Annotated in this window: 21 protein-coding genes and 1 riboswitch; of the genes, 8 read left to right on the forward strand and 13 right to left on the reverse strand. The window is 70.6% G+C overall.

The window, feature by feature from the left end:
* Positions 1-106: 106 nt before the first annotated feature.
* On the reverse strand, positions 107-1,648 hold the full coding sequence (locus AB5J55_RS06900; protein ID WP_369269807.1) for an amino acid permease: 1,542 nt from the start codon (positions 1,646-1,648) through the stop codon (positions 107-109).
* Between the two features lie 38 nt (positions 1,649-1,686).
* On the reverse strand, positions 1,687-2,640 hold the full coding sequence (locus AB5J55_RS06905) for a hypothetical protein (protein WP_369269808.1): 954 nt from the start codon (positions 2,638-2,640) through the stop codon (positions 1,687-1,689).
* 243 nt (positions 2,641-2,883) lie between these two features.
* Between AB5J55_RS06905 and AB5J55_RS06910 the strand changes: the two genes are divergently transcribed.
* Both AB5J55_RS06910 and AB5J55_RS06915 read left to right on the forward strand, forming a co-directional pair.
* The gene (locus tag AB5J55_RS06910; RefSeq protein WP_369276115.1) at positions 2,884-3,504 is read left to right on the forward strand and encodes a uridine kinase; all 621 of its coding nucleotides are present in this window, start codon (positions 2,884-2,886) and stop codon (positions 3,502-3,504) included.
* 429 nt (positions 3,505-3,933) lie between these two features.
* Positions 3,934-5,790: an AAA family ATPase gene (locus tag AB5J55_RS06915; protein WP_369269809.1), complete on the forward strand. Its 1,857-nt coding sequence runs from the start codon at positions 3,934-3,936 to the stop codon at positions 5,788-5,790.
* A 24-nt stretch (positions 5,791-5,814) separates the two neighbouring features.
* On the opposite strand, the gene AB5J55_RS06920 is transcribed toward AB5J55_RS06915, so the two are convergent.
* The 9 genes from AB5J55_RS06920 to AB5J55_RS06960 all read right to left on the reverse strand — a co-directional run bounded on the left by AB5J55_RS06920 (position 5,815) and on the right by AB5J55_RS06960 (position 13,284).
* Positions 5,815-6,903: a hemolysin family protein gene (locus tag AB5J55_RS06920; protein WP_369269810.1), complete on the reverse strand. Its 1,089-nt coding sequence runs from the start codon at positions 6,901-6,903 to the stop codon at positions 5,815-5,817.
* On the reverse strand, positions 6,900-8,225 hold the full coding sequence (locus AB5J55_RS06925; protein WP_369269811.1) for a hemolysin family protein: 1,326 nt from the start codon (positions 8,223-8,225) through the stop codon (positions 6,900-6,902). Before AB5J55_RS06925 ends, AB5J55_RS06920 begins: the two co-directional genes overlap by 4 nt.
* Positions 8,226-8,446: 221 nt before the next feature.
* A complete protein-coding gene (locus AB5J55_RS06930; RefSeq protein ID WP_369269812.1) occupies positions 8,447-8,905 on the reverse strand; it encodes a PH domain-containing protein in 459 nt (152 codons plus the stop codon).
* Between the two features lie 19 nt (positions 8,906-8,924).
* On the reverse strand, positions 8,925-9,773 hold the full coding sequence (gene hisG / locus AB5J55_RS06935) for an ATP phosphoribosyltransferase (RefSeq protein WP_369269813.1): 849 nt from the start codon (positions 9,771-9,773) through the stop codon (positions 8,925-8,927).
* 49 nt (positions 9,774-9,822) lie between these two features.
* Positions 9,823-10,095, reverse strand: coding sequence for a phosphoribosyl-ATP diphosphatase (locus AB5J55_RS06940; protein ID WP_030946750.1), 273 nt, complete (start codon positions 10,093-10,095; stop codon positions 9,823-9,825).
* 34 nt (positions 10,096-10,129) lie between these two features.
* Positions 10,130-10,615 carry a 6,7-dimethyl-8-ribityllumazine synthase gene (gene ribH / locus AB5J55_RS06945; RefSeq protein WP_003988915.1) on the reverse strand — a complete coding sequence of 162 codons (486 nt, stop codon included), beginning with the start codon at positions 10,613-10,615 and terminating at the stop codon, positions 10,130-10,132.
* 25 nt (positions 10,616-10,640) lie between these two features.
* Positions 10,641-12,017 (reverse strand): bifunctional 3,4-dihydroxy-2-butanone-4-phosphate synthase/GTP cyclohydrolase II, encoded by a 1,377-nt coding sequence (locus AB5J55_RS06950; RefSeq protein ID WP_369269814.1) that lies wholly within the window; start codon positions 12,015-12,017, stop codon positions 10,641-10,643.
* Entirely contained in the window at positions 12,014-12,655 is a 642-nt protein-coding gene (locus tag AB5J55_RS06955) for a nicotinamide riboside transporter PnuC (protein WP_369269815.1), read from the reverse strand. Before AB5J55_RS06955 ends, AB5J55_RS06950 begins: the two co-directional genes overlap by 4 nt.
* Entirely contained in the window at positions 12,652-13,284 is a 633-nt protein-coding gene (locus AB5J55_RS06960; protein ID WP_369269816.1) for a riboflavin synthase, read from the reverse strand. The genes AB5J55_RS06955 and AB5J55_RS06960 overlap by 4 nt, the downstream gene beginning before the upstream one ends.
* Before the next feature lie 146 nt (positions 13,285-13,430).
* Positions 13,431-13,561: riboswitch (FMN riboswitch) on the reverse strand.
* Between the two features lie 215 nt (positions 13,562-13,776).
* Here AB5J55_RS06960 and AB5J55_RS06965 point away from each other — a divergent pair.
* The 3 genes from AB5J55_RS06965 (at position 13,777) to AB5J55_RS06975 (ending at position 17,950) form a co-directional block, all read left to right on the forward strand.
* Complete coding sequence (locus AB5J55_RS06965) at positions 13,777-16,098, forward strand: chitinase C-terminal domain-containing protein (protein WP_369269817.1); 2,322 nt, start codon at positions 13,777-13,779, stop codon at positions 16,096-16,098.
* Positions 16,099-16,194: 96 nt separating this feature from the next.
* Complete coding sequence (locus AB5J55_RS06970; protein WP_369269818.1) at positions 16,195-17,082, forward strand: RNA polymerase sigma-70 factor; 888 nt, start codon at positions 16,195-16,197, stop codon at positions 17,080-17,082.
* A gap of 112 nt (positions 17,083-17,194) precedes the next feature.
* Positions 17,195-17,950, forward strand: coding sequence for an SDR family oxidoreductase (locus AB5J55_RS06975; protein WP_369269819.1), 756 nt, complete (start codon positions 17,195-17,197; stop codon positions 17,948-17,950).
* A gap of 63 nt (positions 17,951-18,013) precedes the next feature.
* Here AB5J55_RS06975 and AB5J55_RS06980 read toward each other — a convergent pair whose 3' ends face one another.
* Positions 18,014-19,255 (reverse strand): ROK family transcriptional regulator, encoded by a 1,242-nt coding sequence (locus AB5J55_RS06980; protein WP_369269820.1) that lies wholly within the window; start codon positions 19,253-19,255, stop codon positions 18,014-18,016.
* Positions 19,256-19,386: 131 nt separating this feature from the next.
* Here AB5J55_RS06980 and AB5J55_RS06985 point away from each other — a divergent pair, with 131 nt between their 5' ends.
* A complete protein-coding gene (locus AB5J55_RS06985; protein ID WP_369269821.1) occupies positions 19,387-20,598 on the forward strand; it encodes an MFS transporter in 1,212 nt (403 codons plus the stop codon).
* A gap of 109 nt (positions 20,599-20,707) precedes the next feature.
* A complete protein-coding gene (locus AB5J55_RS06990; protein WP_369269822.1) occupies positions 20,708-22,117 on the forward strand; it encodes a uracil-xanthine permease family protein in 1,410 nt (469 codons plus the stop codon).
* Here AB5J55_RS06990 and AB5J55_RS06995 read toward each other — a convergent pair.
* Entirely contained in the window at positions 22,099-23,238 is a 1,140-nt protein-coding gene (locus AB5J55_RS06995; protein ID WP_369276116.1) for a glycoside hydrolase family 6 protein, read from the reverse strand. The genes AB5J55_RS06990 and AB5J55_RS06995 overlap by 19 nt on opposite strands.
* A 173-nt stretch (positions 23,239-23,411) precedes the next feature.
* Here AB5J55_RS06995 and AB5J55_RS07000 point away from each other — a divergent pair, with 173 nt between their 5' ends.
* Positions 23,412-24,098 carry a DUF5995 family protein gene (locus AB5J55_RS07000; RefSeq protein WP_369269823.1) on the forward strand — a complete coding sequence of 229 codons (687 nt, stop codon included), beginning with the start codon at positions 23,412-23,414 and terminating at the stop codon, positions 24,096-24,098.

Raw genomic sequence — 24,098 nt, forward strand, 5'->3', positions numbered from 1 at the left:
GCCGGCTGCCTGCCACCAACCGCCCTGCGCGCGAGGTGGGGTGGACGAGCTGTGGTCCCGGCGTACGCCACTGCGGCGGCGTACGCCGGGAAGGGGTGACGAATCGTCAGACGAGGTCCATTGCGGCGACCTCGTCGGGGCGGCCATAGCTGACCGGGCCGTGGAAGCGGCGGCGGGCCGAGGCGAACCACCACACCGTGGCCACGGCCAGGACGCCGGCCAGCGCGACCGGTGCGTAGTTGAAGGTGTCGGCGGTGACCGGCGAGGCGTGCGGCAGCATGAACAGGACGCTGCTGAGCAGGATCCAGGTCACCGCGACCACCCCGACCGGCCGTCCCCAGCGGCCCAGGTGCCACGGCCCCGGCTGGAACTCGTCACCGAGGCGCAGCCGGAGCAGGATCGGGACGGCATACGCGAGGAAGAGTCCGACGACGTTGACGCTGACGATGGCGGTGAACGCCGTGTGCGACCACCAGCCGGGCAGCACGAGCGCCAGCGAGCAGGCGACCGCGAGCCACACCGCCTTGACGGGGGTGCGGGTGCGCGGCGAGACCGAGTGCCACCAGCGGGAGCCGGGCATCGCGCCGTCCCGGGAGAAGGCGAAGATCTGCCGGGTGTTGCTGGTGAGGTTGGCGAGGCCGCAGAAGAGCATCGCGCCGATCACGATCAGCAGCAGCACCTTGGCGGTGCCCACTCCGAGCCCGTCGATCAGGATCTGCACGGGCGGTGCGTCGGCGCTCGCCACACGGTCGTAGTCACGAATGCTGTAGACCAATGCGAGCATCAGCAGCAGTCCCGCTATCGCGGAGTATGCGATCGCCCGCGTGATCCCCCGCGGCGCATTGACCGTCGCGCGGACGGTTTCCTCGGACATGTGGAAGCTGCCGTCGAAGCCGGTGAAGGTCCAGCTCGTGACCAGCAGACCGAGCATGCCGCCGTAAAGGGCGCTCGTGAAACCGGTGTTGTTCGCGAAATGCGTGACGAACGAAGCCGACTGATGGTGATCGGGCATGACGATCAAAGCGCTCACGATGACGACGAGCCCGATCAGCAGCCACCACACCGAGATCCGGTTCAGCACGGCCACCAGGTGCACGGTGTAGGTGTTGGCCAGCCCCTGCAGCACGATGATCAGGGCTGTGATCAGCACCGTCCGGTGGCCCGACGGCTCGTAGGAGGGCCACTGCAGGGCGATGAACGCCTGGATGAAGGTCGCGGCGGCGTACCCGGTGGCGGCCGTGCCGCCGACCTGGCCCACGAAGTTCAGCCAGCCGGTGTACCACGACCAGGCGCCCTTGTGCCGTTTGGCGAGCTTTCCGGCGGAGAAATACAGCGCACCGCTCGTCGGATAAGCGGAGGCGACTTCCGCCATTGCTGCTCCCACGAAGAGCACCATGACGGAGACGCCGATCCAGCCGAATACGAGTACGCTCGGACCGCCCGCGTTCAGACCGAATCCGAATCCCGAGAAGATTCCCGAGATTATGTTGATGATGGTGAATGAGATGGCGAAATTGTCGAACGCCTGAAAGCGGCGGGTGAGTTTTCTCGGATAACCCATCGCATGCAGGGTCGCGTCGTCGTCGAGCGCGCTCGGATCGGCTCCCCCGCGCACTCGGGCACGCGGGGCCGTCATCCGTTCTGACACGGGGTCGGACCTTTCTCTTGGTGGGGGGTTGTGGTCCGTCAGGCGCCCGGCACGGGCAGGCCGCAGACGCGGCGCGCCCGGGACAGCTGCTCGGCCGGGTCACCGAAGGCGGACCAGGGCATGCGCGAGGCGTACGGCCCCATCGCCGTGAACGCCTCGCGTGCCTCCTCCTCGTGCCGGGCCATGACCAGGGCATGCGCGAGGTAGGCCAGGTCGAGGACCGGCGTGAAGGAGTAGTCGGTGACCGTGGGCAGCCAGTTGTGATGGATCGCCAGAGCGGTCGTACGCCACTGCGGCTGCTCCCAGACCCGGTCGGCGAGCAGCTGGGTCGGGTTGTAGCACTCCACCAGGGCGACCAGCGGCAGCAGGCGCAGCGGCGAGTCGGCGGGCGCCCGCTGGCCGAGGAAGGCGGCGACGTCCCAGGCGGCGGTCACGGAGCCGCCGTACCGGGTGAAGAAGCAGGCCAGAAAGCGGTGGTGGGCCTCGCGGTGCCAGGGGTCGATGGAGAGGATGTGCGCGAACAGGCGCCACGGCCCGGGCGGGGCGGTGAGCAGCCCGCGCGGCGCCCGGTCGCGCAGCCGGTGCAGCCGGGCCATGGCCAGCTTGGCCACCCAGGGCGTGGGATCGGCGGGGTCCGCCGTCGCGGCCCGGTCGCATGCGGCCAGCGCTATCCGCTCCAGCGCCTCGGTGCGCGAGTCACGCGCGTCGGCCGCGCGCAGCGCCCGCAGCACCGCCACCCGCGCCCACAGCAGCGCCGCCTCGGGTCCGGGTTCCTCGGCGAGCCAGCGCTCGACGAGATCGGAGTCGGCGGCCTCCGAGGCGAGCACGAGAGAGCGATGGGCCCGCAGGGCGAAGTCACCGCGAGTTTCGGCCAGGGCGTCGCCGGCGCTCAGATATCGCCCGGCCCGGACATCGACGCATACGCTCGCGAGCACGCGGTCGTCGGCAGCCGGATGCCACACATACTGCCCTTCGAATAACCCCGCGGCCATCTGTCCCAGCCCATCCCCGTTGCGGCGCCTCACAGTTGCACACCAGGCACCTTACTCAGCGTGCGGCTCAACCGGAACGCAGATTTCACTGTGGTGGCTTGAGTTTTTCGGCGGCATTGCGGACATCCGGCGGCTAGTTCAAAGCGACACCTTTTCTCATCCCGTCTCTGCATCCGCTTTCACCCGCTACTAGAATGTTCCAACGAAATATGCCCACCACCCCGTCTCACTTCAGGAAAAACGATTCACGACCTCGCCACCCGGCTCCGCCGTCTCCCCCCGTCCTGCGGCCCGGTCCGCCTGATCGGCGTCGACGGGCACGCCGGCTCCGGAAAGTCCACGTTCGCCGGGCAGTTGGCCCGGGCACTGGGTGACGCCCCGGTGTTGCGCCTCGACGACATCGCGAGCCACGACGAGCTGTTCGAGTGGACCGAGCGGCTGCTGACCCAGGTCATCGAACCGCTCGCGCAGGGCGGGACCGCCCACTGCACGCCCTACGACTGGCGGGCCCGCCGCTTCGGACCGCCCCGCGCGCTGCCACCCGCTCCGGTGATGCTCGTCGAGGGTGTCGGCGCCGGCCGCCGCGCCCTGCGCCCGTATCTCGCCCAGCTGCTGTGGATGGAGGTGCCGCGCGAGGAGTCCTGGGCGCGGGGCCGCGCGCGGGACGGGGAGGAGCAGCGGGAGTTCTGGGACGGGTGGGTCGGGGCGGAGCGAAAACACTTCGCCGAGGACCCGTCCAGGCCCTTCGCCGACCTTCTGGTGCGGCAGTGCGGGAAGGGATATGAGGTGATTCCTGGGCCTGCCGAGACCAATGGACCGGACCACGTCATCACACAGGGTGACGACCCATTGGCAATGTGCTGAACTTGTGAAGAGCCCTCCGGAGCAAGTTCGCGGAGTGCCTCAACTCTGCTTGACCCGGGGGCCGTACAGGACTTACGTTCTCAATGTGCGGTCATTCGAGGCCGCCCGCAGACGCGAAGCCCCCGGTTGTTCCCCCGTGATCGGGGGCTTCGTTCTGCCCTCACCCTACTTTTCGGGCGCCGAGAGGCGCGATTCGCTCACCCTCGGTCACCGAGGGCGCTCCGCCCGATCTGCTCCCACCCAGACAAACGGCCGGTGCGGCACCCTGGGGCGGGCGACACCCTCGCAGGTACGATGCCATCGGTGCGACCTACGGACGGCTGCTCTGCGCACCGTTGCAACTCCGGTCTGCGGCACGGCGGTTCGACCACGGCGGCCGACGGACGAGCGGTCGGCCAACCGACGGGGGCACGGTTTGTGGGGGACGTGATGGACTTCGGCACGCGGGGCCCCGAGGCCCCGGCCGACCTCGCCTGGTTGCGAGGCGTGGATGCCTACACGATGGGGGCCTATCCGCAGGCGGAGGAGGAGTTCCGCACCGCGGTCCGGATCGATCCCGGGATGGCCGACGGCTGGCTCGGCCTGCACGCGCTGCGCGTCGACACGACGACCGCGCTGCTGCGGATGTTCCGGCACCGGGACCGCTTCGGGGAACAGCGCGCGCGGCATCGGCGGACCATCAACTCCTGGTACTGGCTGGGCTGGTGGGTGCAGCCGGTGCTGGAGAGCCCGCGCGATCTGCTGCTGGCGCACGCCTCGCACTGGCTGGACGGGCGGCACGTCCCGGAGCTGGACCGGGCGCTGGCCGGGCTCCCGCCCGTGGACACCGATCACCAGGTCCGCTTCCTGCACGCCTGCCGCGCCTATCTGGTCAAGGACTGGGACCAGCTGGTCCGGCACACCGACCCACTGCTCGACGACACGATGCTCGGCATCGAGGCGGGCCTGTTCGGCGGCATGGCGCGGGTCCGGCTGGAGATGTACGGGCAGGCCGAACCGCTGCTGTCGGCCGCGCTGATGCGGTGCCGCAGCGAGCAGCCGCAGCGCAAGGAACTTCGGTATTGGCTGGCCCGGGCGCACGAGGGCACGGGCCGGTCCGCCGCGGCCCTCCCGCTCTACCGTGCCGTGCACCGCGTCGACCCCGCCTTCATGGACACCTCGGCCCGGCTCGCGGCCATCGCCGAGGGCGACGGATACGACGACCCGGCCGACCTCGCGGCGATCACCCTCACCGGGATCGGGCAGGACCTGGGCGACGGGCTCGACCCGCTCTTCGGCATGGAGGGACGGGACCTGAAACTGTCGGACCCCGATCTGCCGCCGACCGGTCCACTGCCGTCGGTGGGCGACCCGGCGGTGCGCGAGAAGACGGCCGTACCGCCGCATCAGCTGCCCGCCGGGCCCACCGACCCCCAGTTACTCGAGGAGGCGCTCGCCGAGCTCGAGCGCATGGTCGGGCTGGAGCCCGTCAAGCGCCAGGTCAAGGCGCTGTCCGCCCAGTTGAACATGGCCCGGCTGCGCACCGGGCAGGGCCTGCCGGTGCAGCCGCCCAAACGGCACTTCGTCTTCTCCGGCCCCTCCGGCACCGGCAAGACCACGGTCGCCCGGATTCTGGGCCGCGTCTTCTACGCCCTCGGGCTCCTCGGCGGCGACCATCTCGTGGAGGCCCAGCGCGCCGATCTGGTCGGCGAGTACCTGGGCCAGACCGCCGTGAAGGCCAATGAACTCATCGACTCCGCGCTCGGCGGGGTGCTCTTCGTCGACGAGGCCTACTCCCTCTCCAACTCCGGCTACGGCAAGGGCGACGCGTACGGCGACGAGGCCCTCCAGGTGCTCCTGAAGCGGGCCGAGGACAACCGGGACCACCTGGTGGTGATCCTCGCCGGCTATCCCGAGGGCATGGACCGGCTGCTGGCCGCGAACCCCGGTCTGTCCTCGCGCTTCACGACCCGCGTCGACTTCCCCTCGTACCGTCCCCTCGAACTGACCTCGATCGGCGAGGTGCTCGCCGCGGAGAACGGGGACGTGTGGGACGAGGAGGCGCTGGACGAGCTGCGGTCCATCGCCGGGCACGTGGTCGACCAGGGGTGGATCGACGAGCTGGGCAATGGACGGTTCCTGCGGACGCTGTACGAGAAGAGCTGCGCGTACCGGGATCTGCGGTTGTCGACCTATCCGGGGGCGTTGACGAGGGACGACCTGTCGACGCTGCGGCTGCCGGATCTGATGCAGGCGTACGGCGAGGTGCTGTCGGGAAGGGGCCCGCAGGATCCGTCGGCCATGTGACGGATCCCGCGAGCCGGTGCGCGATCAGCCGGCCATTGCCTCTTCCGGCTCCCCGGTGTTCACCCGCGGCGCAGTCACCCGCACCTCGGGCAGCTCCCGGTGCGCAGGGTCCCGTACCTCGCCGACCAGGAGTTCCAGTACGTCCTCCAGCGCGACGAGCCCCAGCACCTTGCCGGACGCGTCGGCCACCTGGGCGAGGTGGGTCGCGGCGCGGCGCATGACCGTGAGGGCGTCGTCCAGAGGCAGTTCGGAGCGCAGTGTCGCCATCGGATGCCACACCTGCTGCGGCACCGCGCGTTGCGACTCCTCCAGGTCGAGTACGTCCTTCACATGCAGGTAGCCCATGAAGGCGCCGTTCTCCGCCGCGACCGGGAAGCGGGAGTACCCGGTGCGGGCGGTGAGCGCGACGATCTGGCCGGGGGTGACCGACGGGCTGACGGTCACCAGGGACTCACGCTTCAGCAGGACGTCCGTCACCGGGCGGGAGCCCAGCTCCAGGGCATCCTCCAAACGTTCCTGCTCCTCGGGGTCGAGCAGGCCCGCCTGGCCGGAGTCCTCGACGAGCCGGTTGAGCTGCTCGCTGGTGAACACCGCCTCGACCTCGTCCTTCGGATCGACGCGGAAGAGCCGCAGGATGGCATGCGATACGGCGCCGAGGGCCACGGTGATCGGCTTGCAGAAGCGGGCGAACCAGACCAGGCCGGGGCTGAGCCACAGCGCGACCTTCTCCGGCGCCGCCATCGCCAGGTTCTTCGGCAGCATCTCGCCGATGACCAGGTGGAAGAAGACCACCGCAGCCAGCGCGATGACGTAGGTGAGCGGATGGATCAGGCCGTGCGGCAGGTGGATCCACTCGAACACCGGCGTCAGCAGGTGCGCCACCGTCGGCTCGGCGACGGCGCCCAGCGTCAGTGAGCAGACGGTGATGCCGAACTGGGCCGCCGCCATCATCTGCGGCAGCCGCTCCAGGCCGTACAGCACCTGACGGGCCCGTGCCGTGCCCAGCGGTTCGATCTGGCTGCGGCGGACCGAGACGAGGGCGAACTCGGCGCCGACGAAGAATCCGTTGGCGAGCACGAGCAGCGCGGCGAAGAGGAGTTGGAGCACGCTCATCGGGCGACCTCCACCACGGCACCGGTCCGGACCAGCCGGACGCGCTCGGCGCGGTAGTGGCCGACCCGGCGCACCGACAGCCGCCAGCCCGGCAGTTCCGCCTTGTCCCCGACGGCCGGGATCCGGCCCAGCAGGTCGGCGACCAGTCCGGCGACGGTCTCGTACGGCCCCTCGGGCACGTCGAGTCCTATGCGCAGGAGGATGTCGACGCGGCAGCTGCCGTCGGCGTCCCAGGCGGGGCGGCCGTCCTCCGGCGGAGCGGCGGCGAGTTCGGGCAGGTCCTGGCCGTCGTGCTCGTCGCGGACCTCGCCGACGATCTCCTCGACGATGTCCTCGAGCGTGACCACCCCGGCCGTGCCGCCGTACTCGTCGACGACGACCGCGATGGGCTGCTCGCTGCGCAGCTGGGCGAGGAGGGGCTGGACCGGGAGGGTCTCGGGGACCAGCAGCGCCGGGCGGGCGATGCGGCCGACCGGGGTGCGCAGACGATCACTCGAACGGATCGCCAGCGCGTCCTTCAGATGGACCATCCCGACGATCTCGTCGATCTTCTCCCGGTAGACCGGGAAGCGCGACAGACCGGTGGCGCGGGTCAGGTTCACCACGTCCTCGGCGGTCGCCGACGACTGCAGCGCGCTGACCTTCACGCGCGGGGTCATGACGTGCTGCGCGGTGAGTTCGGCGAGCGACAGGGTCCGTACGAAGAGGTCGGCGGTGTCCTGTTCCAGGGCGCCGGCCCGGGCGGAGTGCCGGGCCAGGGAGACCAGCTCCCCCGGCGTGCGGGCGGAGGCCAGCTCCTCGGCGGGCTCGATGCCGAGCGCGCGGACGAGACGGTTGGCGACGGAGTTCAGGCCGGCGATCACCGGGCGGAACAGCCGGGCGAAGGCGTGCTGCGGGCCGGCGACGAAGCGCGCGACCTGCATCGGCCGGGACACCGCCCAGTTCTTCGGCACGAGCTCGCCGATCACCATCTGCACGGCCGAGGCCAGCAGCATGCCGACGACCACGGCCACCCCGGACACCGCGCCGTCGGGGATGCCGATCGCGGTGAAGGGGCCGCCCAGCAGCTCCGCGAGCGCCGGTTCGGCGAGCATGCCGACGACCAGGGAGGTGATGGTGATGCCGAGCTGGGTGCCGGAGAGCTGGAAGGACAGTTCCTTGAGCGACTCGACGACCCGGTGGGCCCGTCGGTCGCCTTCCGCGGCGGCCTTCTCGGCGTCCGTCGCCTCGACCGTGACCAGGCCGAACTCGGCGGCCACGAAGAAGCCGTTGGCGAGAATCAGGAGGAAGGCGGCTGCGAGAAGCAGCAAGGGGGTGCTCATGATGCCGCCGCCCCGGTATGTCGGGAGGGGGCGGCGCAGGTACTACAGGACGATCCGTCCATCGCTGGAGGGAATCACTCCTCGGGTAGCAGGGGACCTCTGAAGGCCGGTTGGACCATCAAAGGCGGAGGCGTCACAGAAACGCCTCCGCCAACAGATTAATCAAGACATCGCGATTTACGGCAGGGGGAATGCCCCCGAGTCAGCCCTTGGGGCCTGTCTCAGCCCTGATGCTCCTCGGGATCCCTGATGGAGCGGGCCTCGGCGAGCGTCCGCAGGGTGCGTGCGTCGGCGATGGCGCGCTGCTTGGCGATGCCCGGCTGGATGCCGAGTGCGGGCAGGCTGGTGCCGTCGCTGAGGTTGAGGAACACCCAGGGGTCGCCGGGGCGCAGGTTCACCTGAACGATCTCGGCCCACTCCAGACGACGCCTGGTGGCGATGTTCACCACGGTGACGCCGGACTCGTCGGCGACGACCTTCACGCGCGCCAGCATGGCCAGCACGCCGAACATCAGCGCGCCGGTGAAGATGAAGCTGAGCCGCTCCCCCGGGCCGAGCTTCTCCAGCAGCAGCGCGACCGCCGTGATGACGACGAAGATCGCCGTGCCGGCGGTGAGCAGGACGGCCCGGGTGCGACCCGGCCGGAACGTGACGGGCAGGGTGGGCAGTTCGGAGGACATCGGTGTACGGCCCCTCGGCTCAGAGGCGGCAGGCGTGGATGGCCGTGGTCAGGATGGCCCGTGCCCCGATGTCGTACAGGTCGTCCATGATCCGCTGGGCCTCCTTGGCCGGGACCATCGCCCGGACGGCGACCCAGCCCTCGTTGTGCAGCGGTGACACGGTCGGGGACTCCAGGCCCGGCGTGAGGGCGACGGCCTTCTCGAGCTGCTCGACGCGGCAGTCGTAATCCATCATCACGTACGTCCGCGCGACCAGGACGCCCTGCAGACGGCGCAGGAACTGCTGCACCTTGGACTCCTCGGCGTCCGCGCCGGTGCGGCGGATCACGACGGCCTCGGACTTCATGATGGGCTCGCCGAAGACCTCCAGGCCCGCGTTGCGCAGGGAGGTGCCGGTCTCGACGACGTCGGCGATGACCTCGGCGACCCCGAGTTCGATGGCGGTCTCGACAGCGCCGTCGAGGTGGACGACGGAGGCGTCGATGCCCTGCTCGGTCAGGTGACCGGCGACGATGCCCTCGTAGGAGGTGGCGACCGTCTTGCCCTTGAGGTCCTCGATGCCGTGCGCCGTGCCCGGCTTGGCGGCGAAGCGGAAGGTGGAGCGGGCGAAGCCGAGCGGCAGGATCTCCTCGGCGTCCGCGTCGGAGTCGATCAGCAGGTCGCGGCCGGTGATGCCGATGTCGAGCTTGCCGGAGGACACGTAGATCGCGATGTCGCGCGGGCGCAGGTAGAAGAACTCGACCTCGTTCACCGGGTCGACGATCCGCAGTTCCTTGGACTCGCGGCGCTGCTGGTAGCCGGCCTCATGCAGCATCTCCGCCGCAGGGCCGGACAGGGAACCCTTGTTGGGGACGGCGATGCGCAGCATGAGGTCGGCTTCCTTCGTTCGCTCTTACGGAGTGCGGGGGTGGTGGTGCTCAGAGGTGGGCGTAGACGTCGTCCAGGGAGATGCCGCGGGCGACCATCATCACCTGGACGTGGTACAGCAGCTGCGAGATCTCCTCGGCGGCCGCTTCCTTGCCCTCGTACTCGGCGGCCATCCAGACCTCGGCGGCCTCCTCGACGACCTTCTTGCCGATGGCATGGACGCCCTTGCCGACCAGCTCGGCGGTGCGGGAAGTGGCGGGGTCGCCGTGGGCTGCCTTGTGCTGGAGCTCGGTGAAGAGCTCCTCGAACGTCTTATTGGACATGGTGACGCTCAGCCTATGCCACATGTGCCTTTCGTCAGCGCCAGGGTTCAGATACTGAGCGCAGGGTCGCCGCCGTCGCCACGGCCGCCGTCACCGCCTCGTGCCCCTTGTCCTCGTTGGACCCCTCGATGCCCGCACGGTCCAGGGCCTGTTCCTCGGTGTCGCAGGTCAGCACGCCGAAGCCGACCGGGACGCCGGTCTCGACGGACACCTGCGTCAGGCCCTGGGTCACGCCTTGGCACACGTACTCGAAGTGGGGGGTGCCGCCGCGGATGACGACGCCGAGGGCGACGATCGCGTCGTAGCCGCGGCCCGCGAGGACCTTGGCGACCACCGGGAGTTCCCAGCTGCCGGGGACCCTCAGCAGGGTCGGCTCGTCGATGCCCAGGTCGTGCAGGGCGCGCAGGGCGCCGTCCACCAGACCGTCCATCACCTTCTCGTGCCACTGCGCCGCGATGACCGCGACCCGCAGGTCGCCCACATTGCGTACGGACAGTTCGGGTGCGCCCTTGCCGCTCACGTTCTCAGGTCTCCTCGGTGTGCTCTTACTGGTTGGTGCAGGTGGTCAGGGGGGCCACGGGTGCCGGGTCCAGCCAGGGCAGGTCGTGTCCCATCCGGTCGCGCTTGGTGCGCAGGTACGTCAGGTTGTGCTCGCCCGCCTGTACGGGCATCGGCTCCCGCTCGGTGACCTTGAGGCCGTGACCGAGGAGCGCGTCCGACTTGTCGGGGTTGTTGGTCAGCAGGCGCACGCTGCGCACGCCGAGGTCGGCCAGGATCTGCGCCCCGGCGCCGTAGTCGCGTGCGTCGGCGGGCAGGCCGAGTTCGAGGTTGGCGTCGAGGGTGTCGCGGCCGCGCTCCTGGAGTTCGTAGGCGCGCAGCTTGGACATCAGGCCGATGCCCCGGCCCTCGTGTCCGCGCAGGTAGACGACGATGCCCCGGCCCTCGGCCTGGATGCGCTCCAGGGCCGCCTCCAGTTGGGGGCCGCAGTCGCAGCGCAGCGAGTGGAAGACGTCGCCGGTGAGGCATTCGGAGTGGACGCGGACGACGACGTCCTCGCCGTCGCCGATCTCGCCGTGGACGAGGGCGACGTGCTCGACGCCGTCGACGGTGGAGCGGTAGCCGTACGCCGTGAAGGTGCCGTGGGCGGTGGGCAGGTGGACCTCGGCCTCGCGGCGGACGGTGGGCTCGGCCGCGGCCGGTCGTTCGGAGCGGGCCGGTCGCCGCTCGGCCCGGGTCGGCTCCTGCTCGGCCGGCTTCGGCAGCTCGGCGCCGCGGAGGTGGGCGATGAGGTCCTCGATGGAGATGATCGTCAGGCCGTGCTTGCGGGCGAACGGGATCAGCTCGGGCAGCCGCAGCATCTCGCCGTCCTCGCCGGCGATCTCGACGATGGCGCCGGCCGGGCGCAGCCCCGCGAGCCGGGCGAGGTCGACGGCGGCCTCGGTGTGGCCGTTGCGGACGAGGACGCCGCCGGGCCTGGCGCGCAACGGGAAGATGTGGCCGGGGCGGACGAGGTCCGAGGGCTCCGCCTTGCCGCTCGCGAGGAGCTGCAGCGTGGTCGACCGGTCGGAGGCCGAGATGCCCGTGGTCACGCCGTGCGCGCCCGAGGCGTCCACGGAGACCGTGAACGCGGTCTTCATCGACTCGGTGTTGTCCTCGACCATCTGCGGCAGGCCCAGCCGGTCCAGCTCCTCGGGCTCCATGGGGGCGCAGATCAGGCCGCGGCACTCGCTCATCATGAAGGCGACGATCTCGGGGGTCGCGTGCTCGGCGGCGATGACGAGGTCGCCCTCGTTCTCCCGGTCCTCGTCGTCGACGACCACGACCGGGCGGCCGGCCGCGATGTCGGCGATGGCCTGCTCGACGGGGTCGAGAGTGAGGTGCTCGATGTCCTCGGTGCGGTACAGGGTCGGTGCCGTGGTCATGCCGGCGCTCCTTCCAGGACGGGCCGCGCATCCTTGCGGGAGCGCAGCCACCAGTCGCGCATGCCCCACAGGACGAGTGCGCCGTAGATGACGTAGACGAAGCCGGAGAAGGCGTAGCCGTTGGCGAAGTTCAGGGGCACGCCGACCAGGTCGACGAGCAGCCAGGCGAACCAGAACTCGACCATGCCGCGCGCCTGCGCGTACATGGCGACGATGGTGCCGACGAATATGTAGGCGTCGGGCCAGGGGTCCCAGGACAGGGTCGGGTACGCCTTGAAGAGCAGCGCCACCGCGACGGTGCCGGCGGCGGCCGCGGCGACCATCGCCCCGCGCTCGCGCCAGGTGGCGAACCGTACGGCGATGTGGCCGTCCTCGCCCTGTCCCTTGCCGCGCTGCCACTGCCACCAGCCGAACAGGGCGACGAGCATGACGACTGCCTGCTTGCCGGCGCTGCCGGTGAGGTGGCCGTAGAAGGCGCCGAAGAGGATCAGGCCGGCCAGGAACTGCACGGGCCAGGTCCAGATGGAGCGCCGCCAGCCGAGGGCGAGGGCGGCCAGGCCGAAGAGGTTGCCGACCATGTCCGACCAGAGGATGTGCTGGCCGAAGAGGGTGAAGGCCTCGGAGTTCAGCGAGTTCACTTGGCCGTCGCCCCTTCGGAGGAGACCCGGTCCGGGGAGACCCGGTCGCCCAGCATCCGCTCGACGTACTTGGCGATGACGTCGACCTCGAGGTTGACCGGGTCGCCGGGCTGCTTGAGGCCGAGCGTGGTCAGGTCGAGGGTGGTGGGGATGAGGCTGACGGTGAAGTAGTCGGGTCCGGCGTCGACCACGGTGAGGCTGATGCCGTCGACGGTGATGGAGCCCTTCTCGACGACGTACCGGGAGAGGTCCGCGGGGAGCGAGATCTTCACGATCTCCCAGTGCTCGGAGGGCTTGCGGTCCAGCACCTCGCCGGTGCCGTCGACGTGGCCCTGCACGATGTGGCCGCTGAGGCGGTCACCCACGGCGGTGGGGCGTTCGAGGTTGACGCGGGAGCCGACGGTGAGGGCGCCGAGGCTGGAGCGGTTGAGGGTCTCGGCCATGACGTCGGCGGTGAACTCGTCGCCCTCGTGGTCGACGACCGTGAGGCAGACGCCGTTGACGGCGATGGAGTCGCCGTGCTTCGCGCCTTCGGTGACGACGGGGCCACGCAGTCGGAAGCGACAGGCGTCGTCGAGGGTCTCGACGGCCGTGACCTGGCCCAGCTCTTCGACGATTCCGGTGAACACTTCCCGGGTCCTCCTGCCACATCGGGGCACGGACTCCGGGGCTGTCGATGACGACAGAATGTACGAGCAGAGACACCGAGGGCGACGCCGGACAGGGCTCGCCTCGAGGGCGAACCGGTACGGCGGCGCGCACGAATGCCCGCCCGCCGCGCACTGCCTCCCATCCGGACTTTAACCGTCGGTCCAGGAATTTCACCTGGTCAACCGGCCGCTGGAGGCGACCGGGTCGCGGACTGTAACCGCCGGTTCGGACTTTCACCGACCCCGGAGTGCGCTGCTACTGGTACAGAGCCAGTGTGCCACGCCTGATCGGCGTCCATACGGGCGAATTCTGTGGGGTGGCTCACAGACCGCCTGACTGGACTTCTCCGCCCGAAGGCGGCGCCGGGATTCAGCCGTACTTACGGACCCATCACCTATTGGTCCATACCTATTGACTGACTGGTCTAGTCCTCTTTAGGGTCTGCCCAACTTCCGTGGAGAGGAACCGACTTGCTGTCCCTTTCACGCAACCGGGCGAGACCGGCCCTGCTCGCCGCCCTCGGTGCGGTCGCCGGCCTGGTTCTGGCCGGACTCCCGGCGACCGTCTCGCACGCCGCCGACAACGACTCCTGCCGCCCCGACGGCCTCTACCGGACCCCCGGCGTCGACGTCCCGTACTGCTCGGTCTACGACTCGGCCGGCCGGGAGAAGATGGGCGCCGACCACCAGCGCCGGGTGATCGGCTACTTCACCGGCTGGCGCACCGGCAAGGACGGCACACCCGCCTATCTCGCCTCCGACATCCCGTGGGACAAGGTCACCCACCTCAACTACGCCTTCGCGCACATCGACGGCAGCAACAAGATCTCCGTCGGCGCGGACAGTGCGACCAACCCGGCGACTGGCATGACCTGGCCCGGTGTGAGCGGCGCGGACATGGACCCGGCGCTCTCCTACAAGGGCCACTTCAATCTGCTGAACAAATTCAAGAAGCAGCACCCGGACGTCAAGACGCTGATTTCGGTGGGCGGTTGGGCCGAGACGGGCGGCTATTTCGACGACAGCGGCACACGAGTGAACTCGGGCGGCTTCTACTCGATGGCCACGAACGCCGACGGCTCGGTCAATCAGGCCGGTATCGACACGTTCGCGGACTCGGCGGTCGGGTTCATCAGGAAGTACGGATTCAACGGCGTCGACATCGACTACGAGTACCCGACGTCCATGAAGGACGCGGGCCACCCGTTCGACTGGTCCGTCTCCAACGCCCGCCGGTCCGGCCTCGTCAAGGGCTACGCGGCCTTGATGAAGACGCTCCGCGAGAAGCTCGACCGCGCGGGCTCGGCGGACGGCAGGCACTATCTGCTCTCCGTCGCGGCGCCCTCCTCCGGATATCTGCTGCGCGGCATGGAGACGTTCCAGGTCCAGAAGTACCTGGACTACGTCAACATCATGTCGTACGACCTGCACGGCGCCTGGAACGAGTACGTCGGCCCGAACGCCTCGCTCTTCGACGACGGAAAGGACGCCGAACTCGCGGCGGCGGGCGTGTATTCCACGTCCCAGTACGGCGGAATCGGCTATCTGAACACCGACTGGGCGTACCACTACTTCCGCGGTTCGATGCCCGCGGGCCGGATCAACATCGGGCTCCCCTACTACACAAGGGGATTCAAGAACGTCTCGGGCGGCACGGACGGACTGTGGGGCAAGGCTCCCTCGACGACCTGTCCGGCCGGCTCCGGCCTGACCAAGTGCGGGGACGGGGCCGTCGGGATCGACAACCTCTGGCACGACCTCGACACCGACGGCAAGGAGTCACCGGCGGGTTCGAACCCCATGTGGCACGCCAAGAACCTGGAGAAGGGGGTCGTCGGGGACTACGTCACCAAGTACGGCTTCCCGGCCGAGACCCGGCTGACCGGCACGTACGCCCGCAAGTACGACTCCACGCTGGTCGCGCCCTGGCTGTGGAACGCCGAGAAGAAGGTGTTCCTGTCCACCGAGGACGAGCAGTCGGTGAACGCCAAGGCGGACTACGTCGTCGACCAGGGCATCGGCGGCACGATGGTGTGGGAGCTGGCCGGGGACTACGGCTGGAACGCGAGCAAGGGCCAATACGAGCCGGGGTCGGCCCTGACCTCCGCGATGTACGAGAAGTTCAAGTCGGCCTCTCCGTACGGCGCAAAGCGGTCGACGATCGACCTTCCGGCCGAGGCGCTGGACATCGACGTCGACTTCGGGCAGTTCCCGCTCGGCGACTCCAACTACCCCATCAGCCCCAAGTTGAGGATCACCAACAACTCGACGGCGCCGCTGCCCGGCGGTACGGAGTTCCGGTTCGACTACGGCACCTCGGCGCCCGCGAACGCCAAGGACCAGTCGGGCTGGGGGACTTCGGTGATCCGCAGCGATCACACGGGGAGCAACGTCGGCGGGCTGAAGGGCGACCATCACCGGGTCTCGCTGAAGCTGCCGAGCTGGCAGACGCTGGCGCCGGGGGCGTCGGCGGAGCTGGACTTCGTGTACTACCTGCCCGTGTCGACGCCGTCGAACTGGACGGTGACGTTCGGCGGGAAGACGTACGCGCTGGCCGGGGACCTGGCACGCGGGACGACCGTCGTGGAGCCGGGGTCGGGAACCCCGTCCCCCACTCCTACCTCTTCCCCTGGAGAGTGCACGGGCCCCGTCTGGAACGCCACGGCGGAGTACGGCGGAGGCAGCACGGTGTCCCATGAGGGGCACTCGTGGAAGGCCAAGTGGTGGACCAAGGGCGAGGAGCCCGGCACCACCGGTGACTGGGGTGTGTGGCAGGACCTCGGAGCCTGCTGAGCCCCGCACAGACGGCCCGGCGGCGGTGACGACGGCCCTTGCCCGCCGCCGGGTCTCCCAACAACCGCCGCGGGCGGCTCTGGCAGGGTGAGAGGCATGACGACCGCCATCGCCGACGAGTTCGAGACCCACCGCCCCCGGCTGTTCGGCCTGGCCTATCGCATCCTGGGCTCCGCCGACGAGGCCGAGGACACCGTCCAGGACGCGTACCTGCGCTTCAGCGGTGCCGACCGTGACGCGATCGAGTATCCGGGAGCCTGGCTCGCCAAGGTCGTCACGAACCTCTGCCTCACCCGGCTGACCTCGGCAAGGGCCCGGCGCGAGCAGTACGTCGGGCCCTGGCTGCCGGAGCCGGTCGTCACCTCGGACGGCACGCTCGGGCCCCTGGAGTCCGCCGAGCAGCGGGAGGCCGTGTCCATGGCGATGCTGGTGCTGCTGGAGCGGCTCACGCCGACCGAGCGGGCCGTGTACGTGCTGCGCGAGGCGTTCGCGTACGGCCACCGGGAGATCGCCGAGGCGCTGGAGCTGACCGAGGCCAACTGCCGGCAGCTGTACCGGCGGGCGGTGCAGCGGGTGGGTGAGCAGCGGTCGCGGTTCGAGTCGACTCCCGAGCGGCAGGACGAGCTGGTCCGGTCGTTCCTCACGGCGGCCCGCGACGGCGATCTCGGCGGGCTGGAGAAGCTGCTGGCAGCCGACGTCGTCTGGTCCAGCGACGGCGGCGGCAAGGCCTCGGCGGCCAGGCGGCCGATCGAGGGCCGGGACAAGGTCTTCCGCTTCCTGGCGGGTGCGACGCGGACGTTTCTGGCCGGCGTGCACTTCACTGCGGTCGAGATCAACGGCTCGACCGCGCTGGCCGCCTGGGAGGGCGACACGCTGCTCACGGTGGTGGCCTTCGAGCTGCGGGACGGTCTGATCGCGCACGCGTGGGCAATGGTGAACCCGGACAAGCTGGACTTCGTACGCCGTCAGCTGGCGCGGGTGTAGAAGGGCCGCCGGGGCGGGCGTCCGGCGCTGTCACATTTCGGATGGGGTACTCGGTCCCAGCTGACGAAGGGGCTCCAACCGGGAGTGCCCGGCGTCCGAAGGGACCAACAGCATGACCACGATCCTGGTGACCGGCGGTACCGGAACACTCGGCCGGCTCGTCAGCGAACGGCTGCGCGCGGACGGGCACGAGGTGCGGGTGCTCAGCAGGCGTGCCCAGCCGTACGCCGTCGATCTTCGCAAGGGCGGTCCCGGCCTGGACGTGGCGCTGGAGGGCGTGGACACGGTCGTGCACTGCGCGAGCTCGCCGGGCGGCGGCGACGAGAAGGCGGCGGCGCATCTGATCGCGGCGGCGCGCAGGGCCGGGGTGGGGCACCTGGTCTACATCTCGATCGTCGGCGTCGACCGGGTGCCGTACGGCTACTACAGGTCCAAGCTCGCCGTGGAGACGTTGATCGAGGAGTCGGGGCTCGACTGGACCGTCCTGCGCGCGACCCAGTTCCACGACCTGCTGGTGAGGGTGCTCGGCTTGCTGTCCAAGCTGCCCGTCATGCTGCTGCCGGCCCGCGTGAAGGACCAGCCCATCGAGGTGGCGGAGGTCGCGGACCGCCTCGCCGAACTGGCCGTCGCCGCACCCGCCGGGCGGGTCGAGGACATGGGCGGCCCCGAGGTGCGGACCTTCGACTCACTGGCCCGCGCGTATCTGCAGGCGACGGGCCGGAAGCGGGCCGTGGTGAGCTTGCCGCTGCGGGGCAAGGGGTACGAGGGGTTCCGCTCGGGCGGCCATCTGGCGCCGGAGCATGCGGTGGGGAAGGGGACGTTCGAGGAGTATCTGGGGCGGCGGTTCGGCGGCGGGCACGGGGGCTGAGGGCGGCTCCTCGGGCTGACGGACTCCTGACCTGGGCCTCCGGGCGCCGTACGGCCGAGCAGGTCAGCGGTCCGGCGGTGCGAACAGATCGTCCTGGGCGGCCTCCCGCGCGGTGAGCAGCGCTCCGCGCAGGACCGCGCCGCCGCCCAGGCTGCTGGGTCGCACCACCGTGGCCAGGGGCGACATCCTCCGGACCCGCTCCTGCACCCGCCCGGCGAGCAGCTCTCCCCCGGCCTGCCCGACCTCCCCGCCGAGGACCACACAGCCGGGGTCAAGGATCGCGACGACGGAGGCGACACCCAGGGCGAGGCGGTCGGCCAGGGCGTCGAGGAAGCGGTCGGCGGACCCGGCAGGGCTCGCGGTGCCCGACACATGACCCGTCTCGGCTTGATACGAACCGCCGACCACCGCCACCGCTTCCCGCACCACCCCCGCCGCCGCGGGCTCATGCACGGATGCCCCCTCGACGCTCACCCGGTACGCCCCCGCCAGCTCCACGATCGCCGCCGACCCGGCCAGCGAGTGGAAGCCGCCCTCGCAGTCCACCGCCGACGGTGGCCCCGGCGTTCCCGGTACCGGCAGGAACCCGATCTCGCCGGTGCCGCCGGAGGCACCCCGGCGCAGCGCGCCGTCGAGGACCACGGCGGCGCCGGTGCCGTGGCCGAGCCACAGCAGGACGAAGGTGTCCCGGTCCCGGGCCGCTCCGTCGCGCTGTTCCGCGAGGGCGGCGAGGTTGGTCTCGTTCTCGACGTTGACGCGCGCTGCGGGGAGCCGTTCCTGGAGGGCTGCCACCAGGCGGCGGTGCCATTCGGGCAGGCCCGTGGAGTCACGCAGCTCACCGGTCGCCGGGTCGATCAGGCCGGGGGCGCCTATCCCGACCGTATGGAGCCGGTCCGCCCCCGCCTCCTTGGCGACCTGCTCCACCAGCGCCACCGCCTGTTCCACCGCGGGCCCGGTCCCCATGTCGCCGCCGATCGGCACCGACGCCTCGGCGAGCACGGCCCCCACCAGGTCGGAGACGACTACGGAGACGCCCTCGGTACGCACGTCCAGCGCCGCCAGATGGGCGCGGTCGGCGACGATGCCGTACAGCTTGGCGTTCGGGCCGCGCCGCTGTTCCCCGGCCTCGCCGACCACCGCGATCAGGCCGGCGTCGGTGAGGCGCTCGACGAGATCGGCGACGGTCGGCCGGGACAGTCCGGTCAGCTGCTTCAACTGCCCTGCCGTCAACGGGCCGTCCTGCTGGAGCAGTCGTAGAGCGAGCCGGTCGTTGATGGCCCGGGCGGTGCTCGGTGATGCGGGCATGCCGGGATCCTTCCAGATCGGCGAGGTGCGCAGTGGGCGGCCCTGGCCCGCAATTCTCTATCTATCAGGCAGGGTTCCTGATAGTTTACGGCGTCGCACGGTACGAAGCGAGCACCGGGAGGAGCCGGACGATGAGCGAAGTGGTCTACGACCTGCGCGAGGTGAGGCGGGCCCGGTATGCCGTGGCGTCGGTCTTCGCCGTGCACGGCGCCGTCACGGGCTCGTTCGCCACGCGCGTGCCATGGATCCAGGACCATGCCGGTGTCAGCGCGGGCCAGTTGGGGCTGGCGCTCGCCTTCCCCGCGCTCGGCGCCTCCGTCGCGATGCCGGTGGCGGGCAGCATCAGCCACCGCTTCGGGGCCCGCAACGCCTTGCGCGGGCTGATCGCCCTGTGGACGCTCGCGCTCACCCTGCCCGCCCTCGCCCCCAATCTGCTGACCCTGTGCCTGGCCCTGTTCACCTTCGGCGCCACGGCGGGCATGGCGGACGTGGCGATGAACGCGCTCGGCGTCGAGGTCGAGAACCGCCTCGGGCGGTCGATCATGTCCGGTCTGCACGGCATGTGGAGCGCGGGCGCCCTGATCGGCTCGGCGGCCGGCACGCTCGCGGCCCACCTGGGCTCGGACGCCCGGCTGCACCACGCGCTCGCCGCGGCGGCCCTCACCGTCCTCGGCATCCTGGCCTGCCGGTGGGTCCTCGACCTGCAGCCCGCCGAGGACGAGGAGCCGCCGCCCCGGTTCGCGCTGCCGCCCCGGTCGGCGCTGCTCATCGGCGCGGTCGGGTTCTGCGCGGTCTTCGCGGAGGGCGCCAGCCTGGACTGGTCCGCGGTCTATCTTCGGGACCGACTGGACACCTCGGCCGGTCTCGCTGCGGCCTGCACGACCGGCTTCACACTGACCATGGCGCTGGCCCGGCTGGCCGGCGACAAGGTGGTGGACCGCTACGGCGCCGTGCGCACGGTCCGGGCCGGCGGCGTCCTCGCCACGCTCGGCGGCCTGCTCATCGTCGTGTCGGACAGTCCGGCTCTGGCGATGACCGGGTTCGCGCTGCTCGGACTGGGCATCGCGGTGGTCGTGCCGCTGTGCTTCGCGGCGGCGGGCCGCAGCGGCAGCAACCCCTCGCTGGCCATCGCGGGCGTCGCGACGATCACGTACACCTCGGGTCTGGTCGCCCCGAGCGCGATCGGCGGGATCGCCCAGGCCACCAGCTTGATGGTGTCCTTCTGCCTGGTCACCGTGCTGTCCTCGGGGCTGGTCGTGTTCGCCCGCGTCCTGCGCGCGGGCGACCGCGACCGCCCGAAGATCAGCCGCCCGGACGCGGCAGTTCCCGACCCGCGCCCCTGAACTCCCCGTTCGGGAGGAGTCGGGCCTGATCAGCCCCGGTCGGCGCCGCCCCGGACGTCCCCGACAATGGTCCGGTCACCCGCACGCACGACGAAAGCGAAACCGCACCATGGATCTCGGCGTCCGCTGGAAACTGCACGGCGACGGACGCACCCCGGCGCCAGGAGCGGTGGTCCGCCCCGACGAACGGCTCTCCTGGCCCCGCACCGCCGGGCTCGGCGCCCAGCACGTGGTGGCCATGTTCGGCGCGTCCTTCGTGGCGCCGGTGCTGATGGGGCTCGACCCCAACCTGGCGATCATGATGTCCGGTGTTGCGACGGTCATATTCCTGCTCGCCACCCGCGGCCGGGTGCCCAGCTACCTCGGCTGCTCCCTCTCCTTCGTCGGCGTCGCCGCGGTCATCCGGGCCGACGGCGGTTCGAGCGCGACCGTCACCGGCGCGGTCCTCGTCGTCGGCGTCGTGCTGTTCCTCATCGGTCTCGCCGTACAGCGCTTCGGCGCGCGGATCATCCACACCACGATGCCGCCGATCGTCACCGGCGCCGTCGTGATGCTGATCGGCTTCAACCTCGCCCCCGTGACGGCCTCGACGTACTGGCCGCAGGACCAGTGGACGGCGCTGCTGGTGATGCTGTTCACCGGTCTGGCGGTGGTCTGCCTGCGCGGTTTCTGGTCCCGGATCGCGATCTTCCTGGGCCTGGTCTTCGGCTATGGCATCTCCTGGGTCTTCGACCGGATCTTCGGCAGGATCCACTCCGCCGACGCGAGCGGCAAGGTCACCGACCACTGGCGGCTCGACCTGTCCGGCGTCGCCAAGGCCGACTGGATCGGCCTGCCCGATCTGCACGGCCCGTCCTTCCAGTGGTCGGCGATCCTGGTGGCACTGCCCGTCGTGATCGCCCTGGTCGCCGAGAACGCCGGGCACGTCAAGGCGGTCGGCGAGATGACCGGCGACAACCTGGACGACAAGCTGGGCACCGCGATCTCCGCGGACGGCGCCGCCTCGGTGCTCTCCACCGCGGTGGGCGGCCCGCCCAACACCACGTACTCCGAGAACATCGGCGTGATGGCCGCGACCCGCGTCTACTCGACCGCCGCCTACTGGGCCGCCGCCGGCTTCGCGCTGCTCTTCGGCGTCTGCCCCAAGTTCGGCGCGGTGGTGGCCGCGATCCCGGGCGGCGTCCTCGGCGGCATCACCGTCATCCTGTACGGCATGATCGGCCTGCTCGGCGCGCAGATCTGGATCAACGCCAAGGTGGACCTGCGCAATCCGCTGAACCTGGTGCCCGCCGCCGCGGGCATCATCATCGGCGTCGGCAACGTGACCCTGGAGTTCACCGACACCTTCGAGCTCAGCGGCATCGCGCTGGGCACGCTGGTGGTCATCACCGGCTACCACGCGCTGCGGGCGTTCGCCCCGGCCCACCTCAGGACACAGCACCCGCTGCTCGACGAGGGCACGTCCTCCTACGACGAGGAGAGCGACACGGGCGAGGGGTCTCAGCGCGCCAAGTCGTAGGCGTACGACGCGGTGAAGGTCCCGGGCCTGCCCTTGCAGCCGTCCGACTCCCCCGGCAGCTTCACCCACAGATAGGCGTCGATCCGCGCCTCGCCGGTGCTGAGGGTCGGCACCCGGCCCAGCCTCCGGCCGGCGGGGTCGCACCACTCCCCATCGGCCGGAGCGCCGGCGCCGTTGCGGCTGGTGTCGATGACGGCGCCCAGGCTCGCGGGGCCGTCGAGGGCGTCGAGGACCTGTCGGTCGTAGGCGATCTCGTCGGTCGTGGCGTGGAAGTTGGAGACGTTGCTGAAGATCCCGTCGGAGGAGGCGGCCGAGGCTGCGCCGGCCTGCTTCAGCCACCCGGCCTGCTTGCCGGGCGCGTTCCAGCCGGAGTGCCCGGCGTCGTAGTAGACGCGCGCCCTGGGGTTCGCCGCCTTGAAGGCGCGGCCCGCGCGGGCCAACGAGGCGAAGCGGTCGGCGCGTTCGCCGGCGGAGAGGCATTCGGCCTGGGCGACGGAGTCGGGCTCCAGGATGACGATGACATCGCCGGAGCCCAGCCCCGCGGCGAACCTGTCGATCCAGGCGTCGTAGGCGTCGAGGCCGGGCGCCCCGCCCTCGGAGTACCCGCCGCAGTCACGGCCAGGGATGGCGTACGGCACGACCACCGGCACCCGCCCCAGCGCGGACCCGCCCGAAGTGACCGCGCGGACCCGGGCGGTGATGGTGTCAGGCGTGAAGTCGGCGAACCACACCGCCGCCGGCTGGGCGGCGATCCGGGACGCGATGACTGCGTGGCGCGGGTCGCCGGCGTTGTCGCGGACCCAGTCGAGGACCTGGGAGTCGGGGTGGCGGTAGAGGCGGGCGGACACCACGGCGGGCTGCTGCTTCCTCTCGGTCCTGGTCGGCGAGGGCGTGGGGCTCTTCGAGGCGGGCTGCTTCCTCGGCGTCGGTGAAGCGGAGGTCGGCGAAGGGGACTTCGTGACCGACGGGGAGGGTGAGGGCACGAGCGGCAGGCGCTCCAGGCTCGGCGAGCGGGTCACCTCCGGTGGCCCGGCCTGGTCGGTACGCCCTTTGTCGTCGAGTGCGGACATCATGCCGGTCACCGTGCCGACGGCGACCACGACGGAGGCCGCCACGACCATGGCATGGCGCCGGACCGCCCTCCTGCGCTCGGACCTGCGTGCGGCCAGTCGCTGGGCACGTAAGCCTGACACGGTCCTGCTCCCCCTCCGCCACAGCGGGCGCGTTCCCCCGTTCTGGGGAAGCGCCGGGCCCGCCGACACTCCCGTCAGCCTAAAGCTGGGACTCTGCCCCCATGGCGCAATGCGAACAATTCACCACGCCCGTCGACGCGGTCATCTCCCGTATGCGCGCCCTCGAAGCGGCCCTGCCCGAACGAGACGGAGTCGCGATCTTCAACCGTGTCTACCTCGCCGTCACTCAGACCGTCGACCGGCACATCGACGGGGGTCGGTTCACCGACGCGCGGGCCGCGATCACGCTGGACGTGAGGTTCGCGGAGCGGTATCTCACGGCGGTGGACAGGGCCGAGCAGGAGGGGCGCCCGCCCGCGTGCTGGCGGCCGCTGTTCCAGATGCGGCGGCATCCCGGCGTACGACCGCTGCAGTTCGCGCTCGCGGGCATCAATGCGCACATCGGCCACGATCTGGCGCTCGCCGTGGTGGACGCCTGTCGTAGCCTCGGCTGCGAACCCGCCGAGCTGGAGGACGAGTTCGACCGGGTGGGTGATCTCCTCGTCTCGCTGGAGGAGCGCATCCGCGAAGAGCTGATGCCGGGTCCCGACCTGCTCCAGATCGCCGACCCGCTCACCCATCTGCTCGGCTCCTGGAGCCTGGAGCGGGCCCGGGACGCCACCTGGTCGGCGGCGCGGGCCCTGTGGGCGCTGCGCCGGCTCCCGGACCTCGCCGGGGAGTTCACCGAGCGGCTGGACGCGGCGGTGGGGTTCGCGGGACGCATGCTTCTCACGCCCCTGCCGGACTGA

This window comes from Streptomyces sp. R11 (assembly GCF_041051905.1).
Taxonomy (GTDB): domain Bacteria; phylum Actinomycetota; class Actinomycetes; order Streptomycetales; family Streptomycetaceae; genus Streptomyces.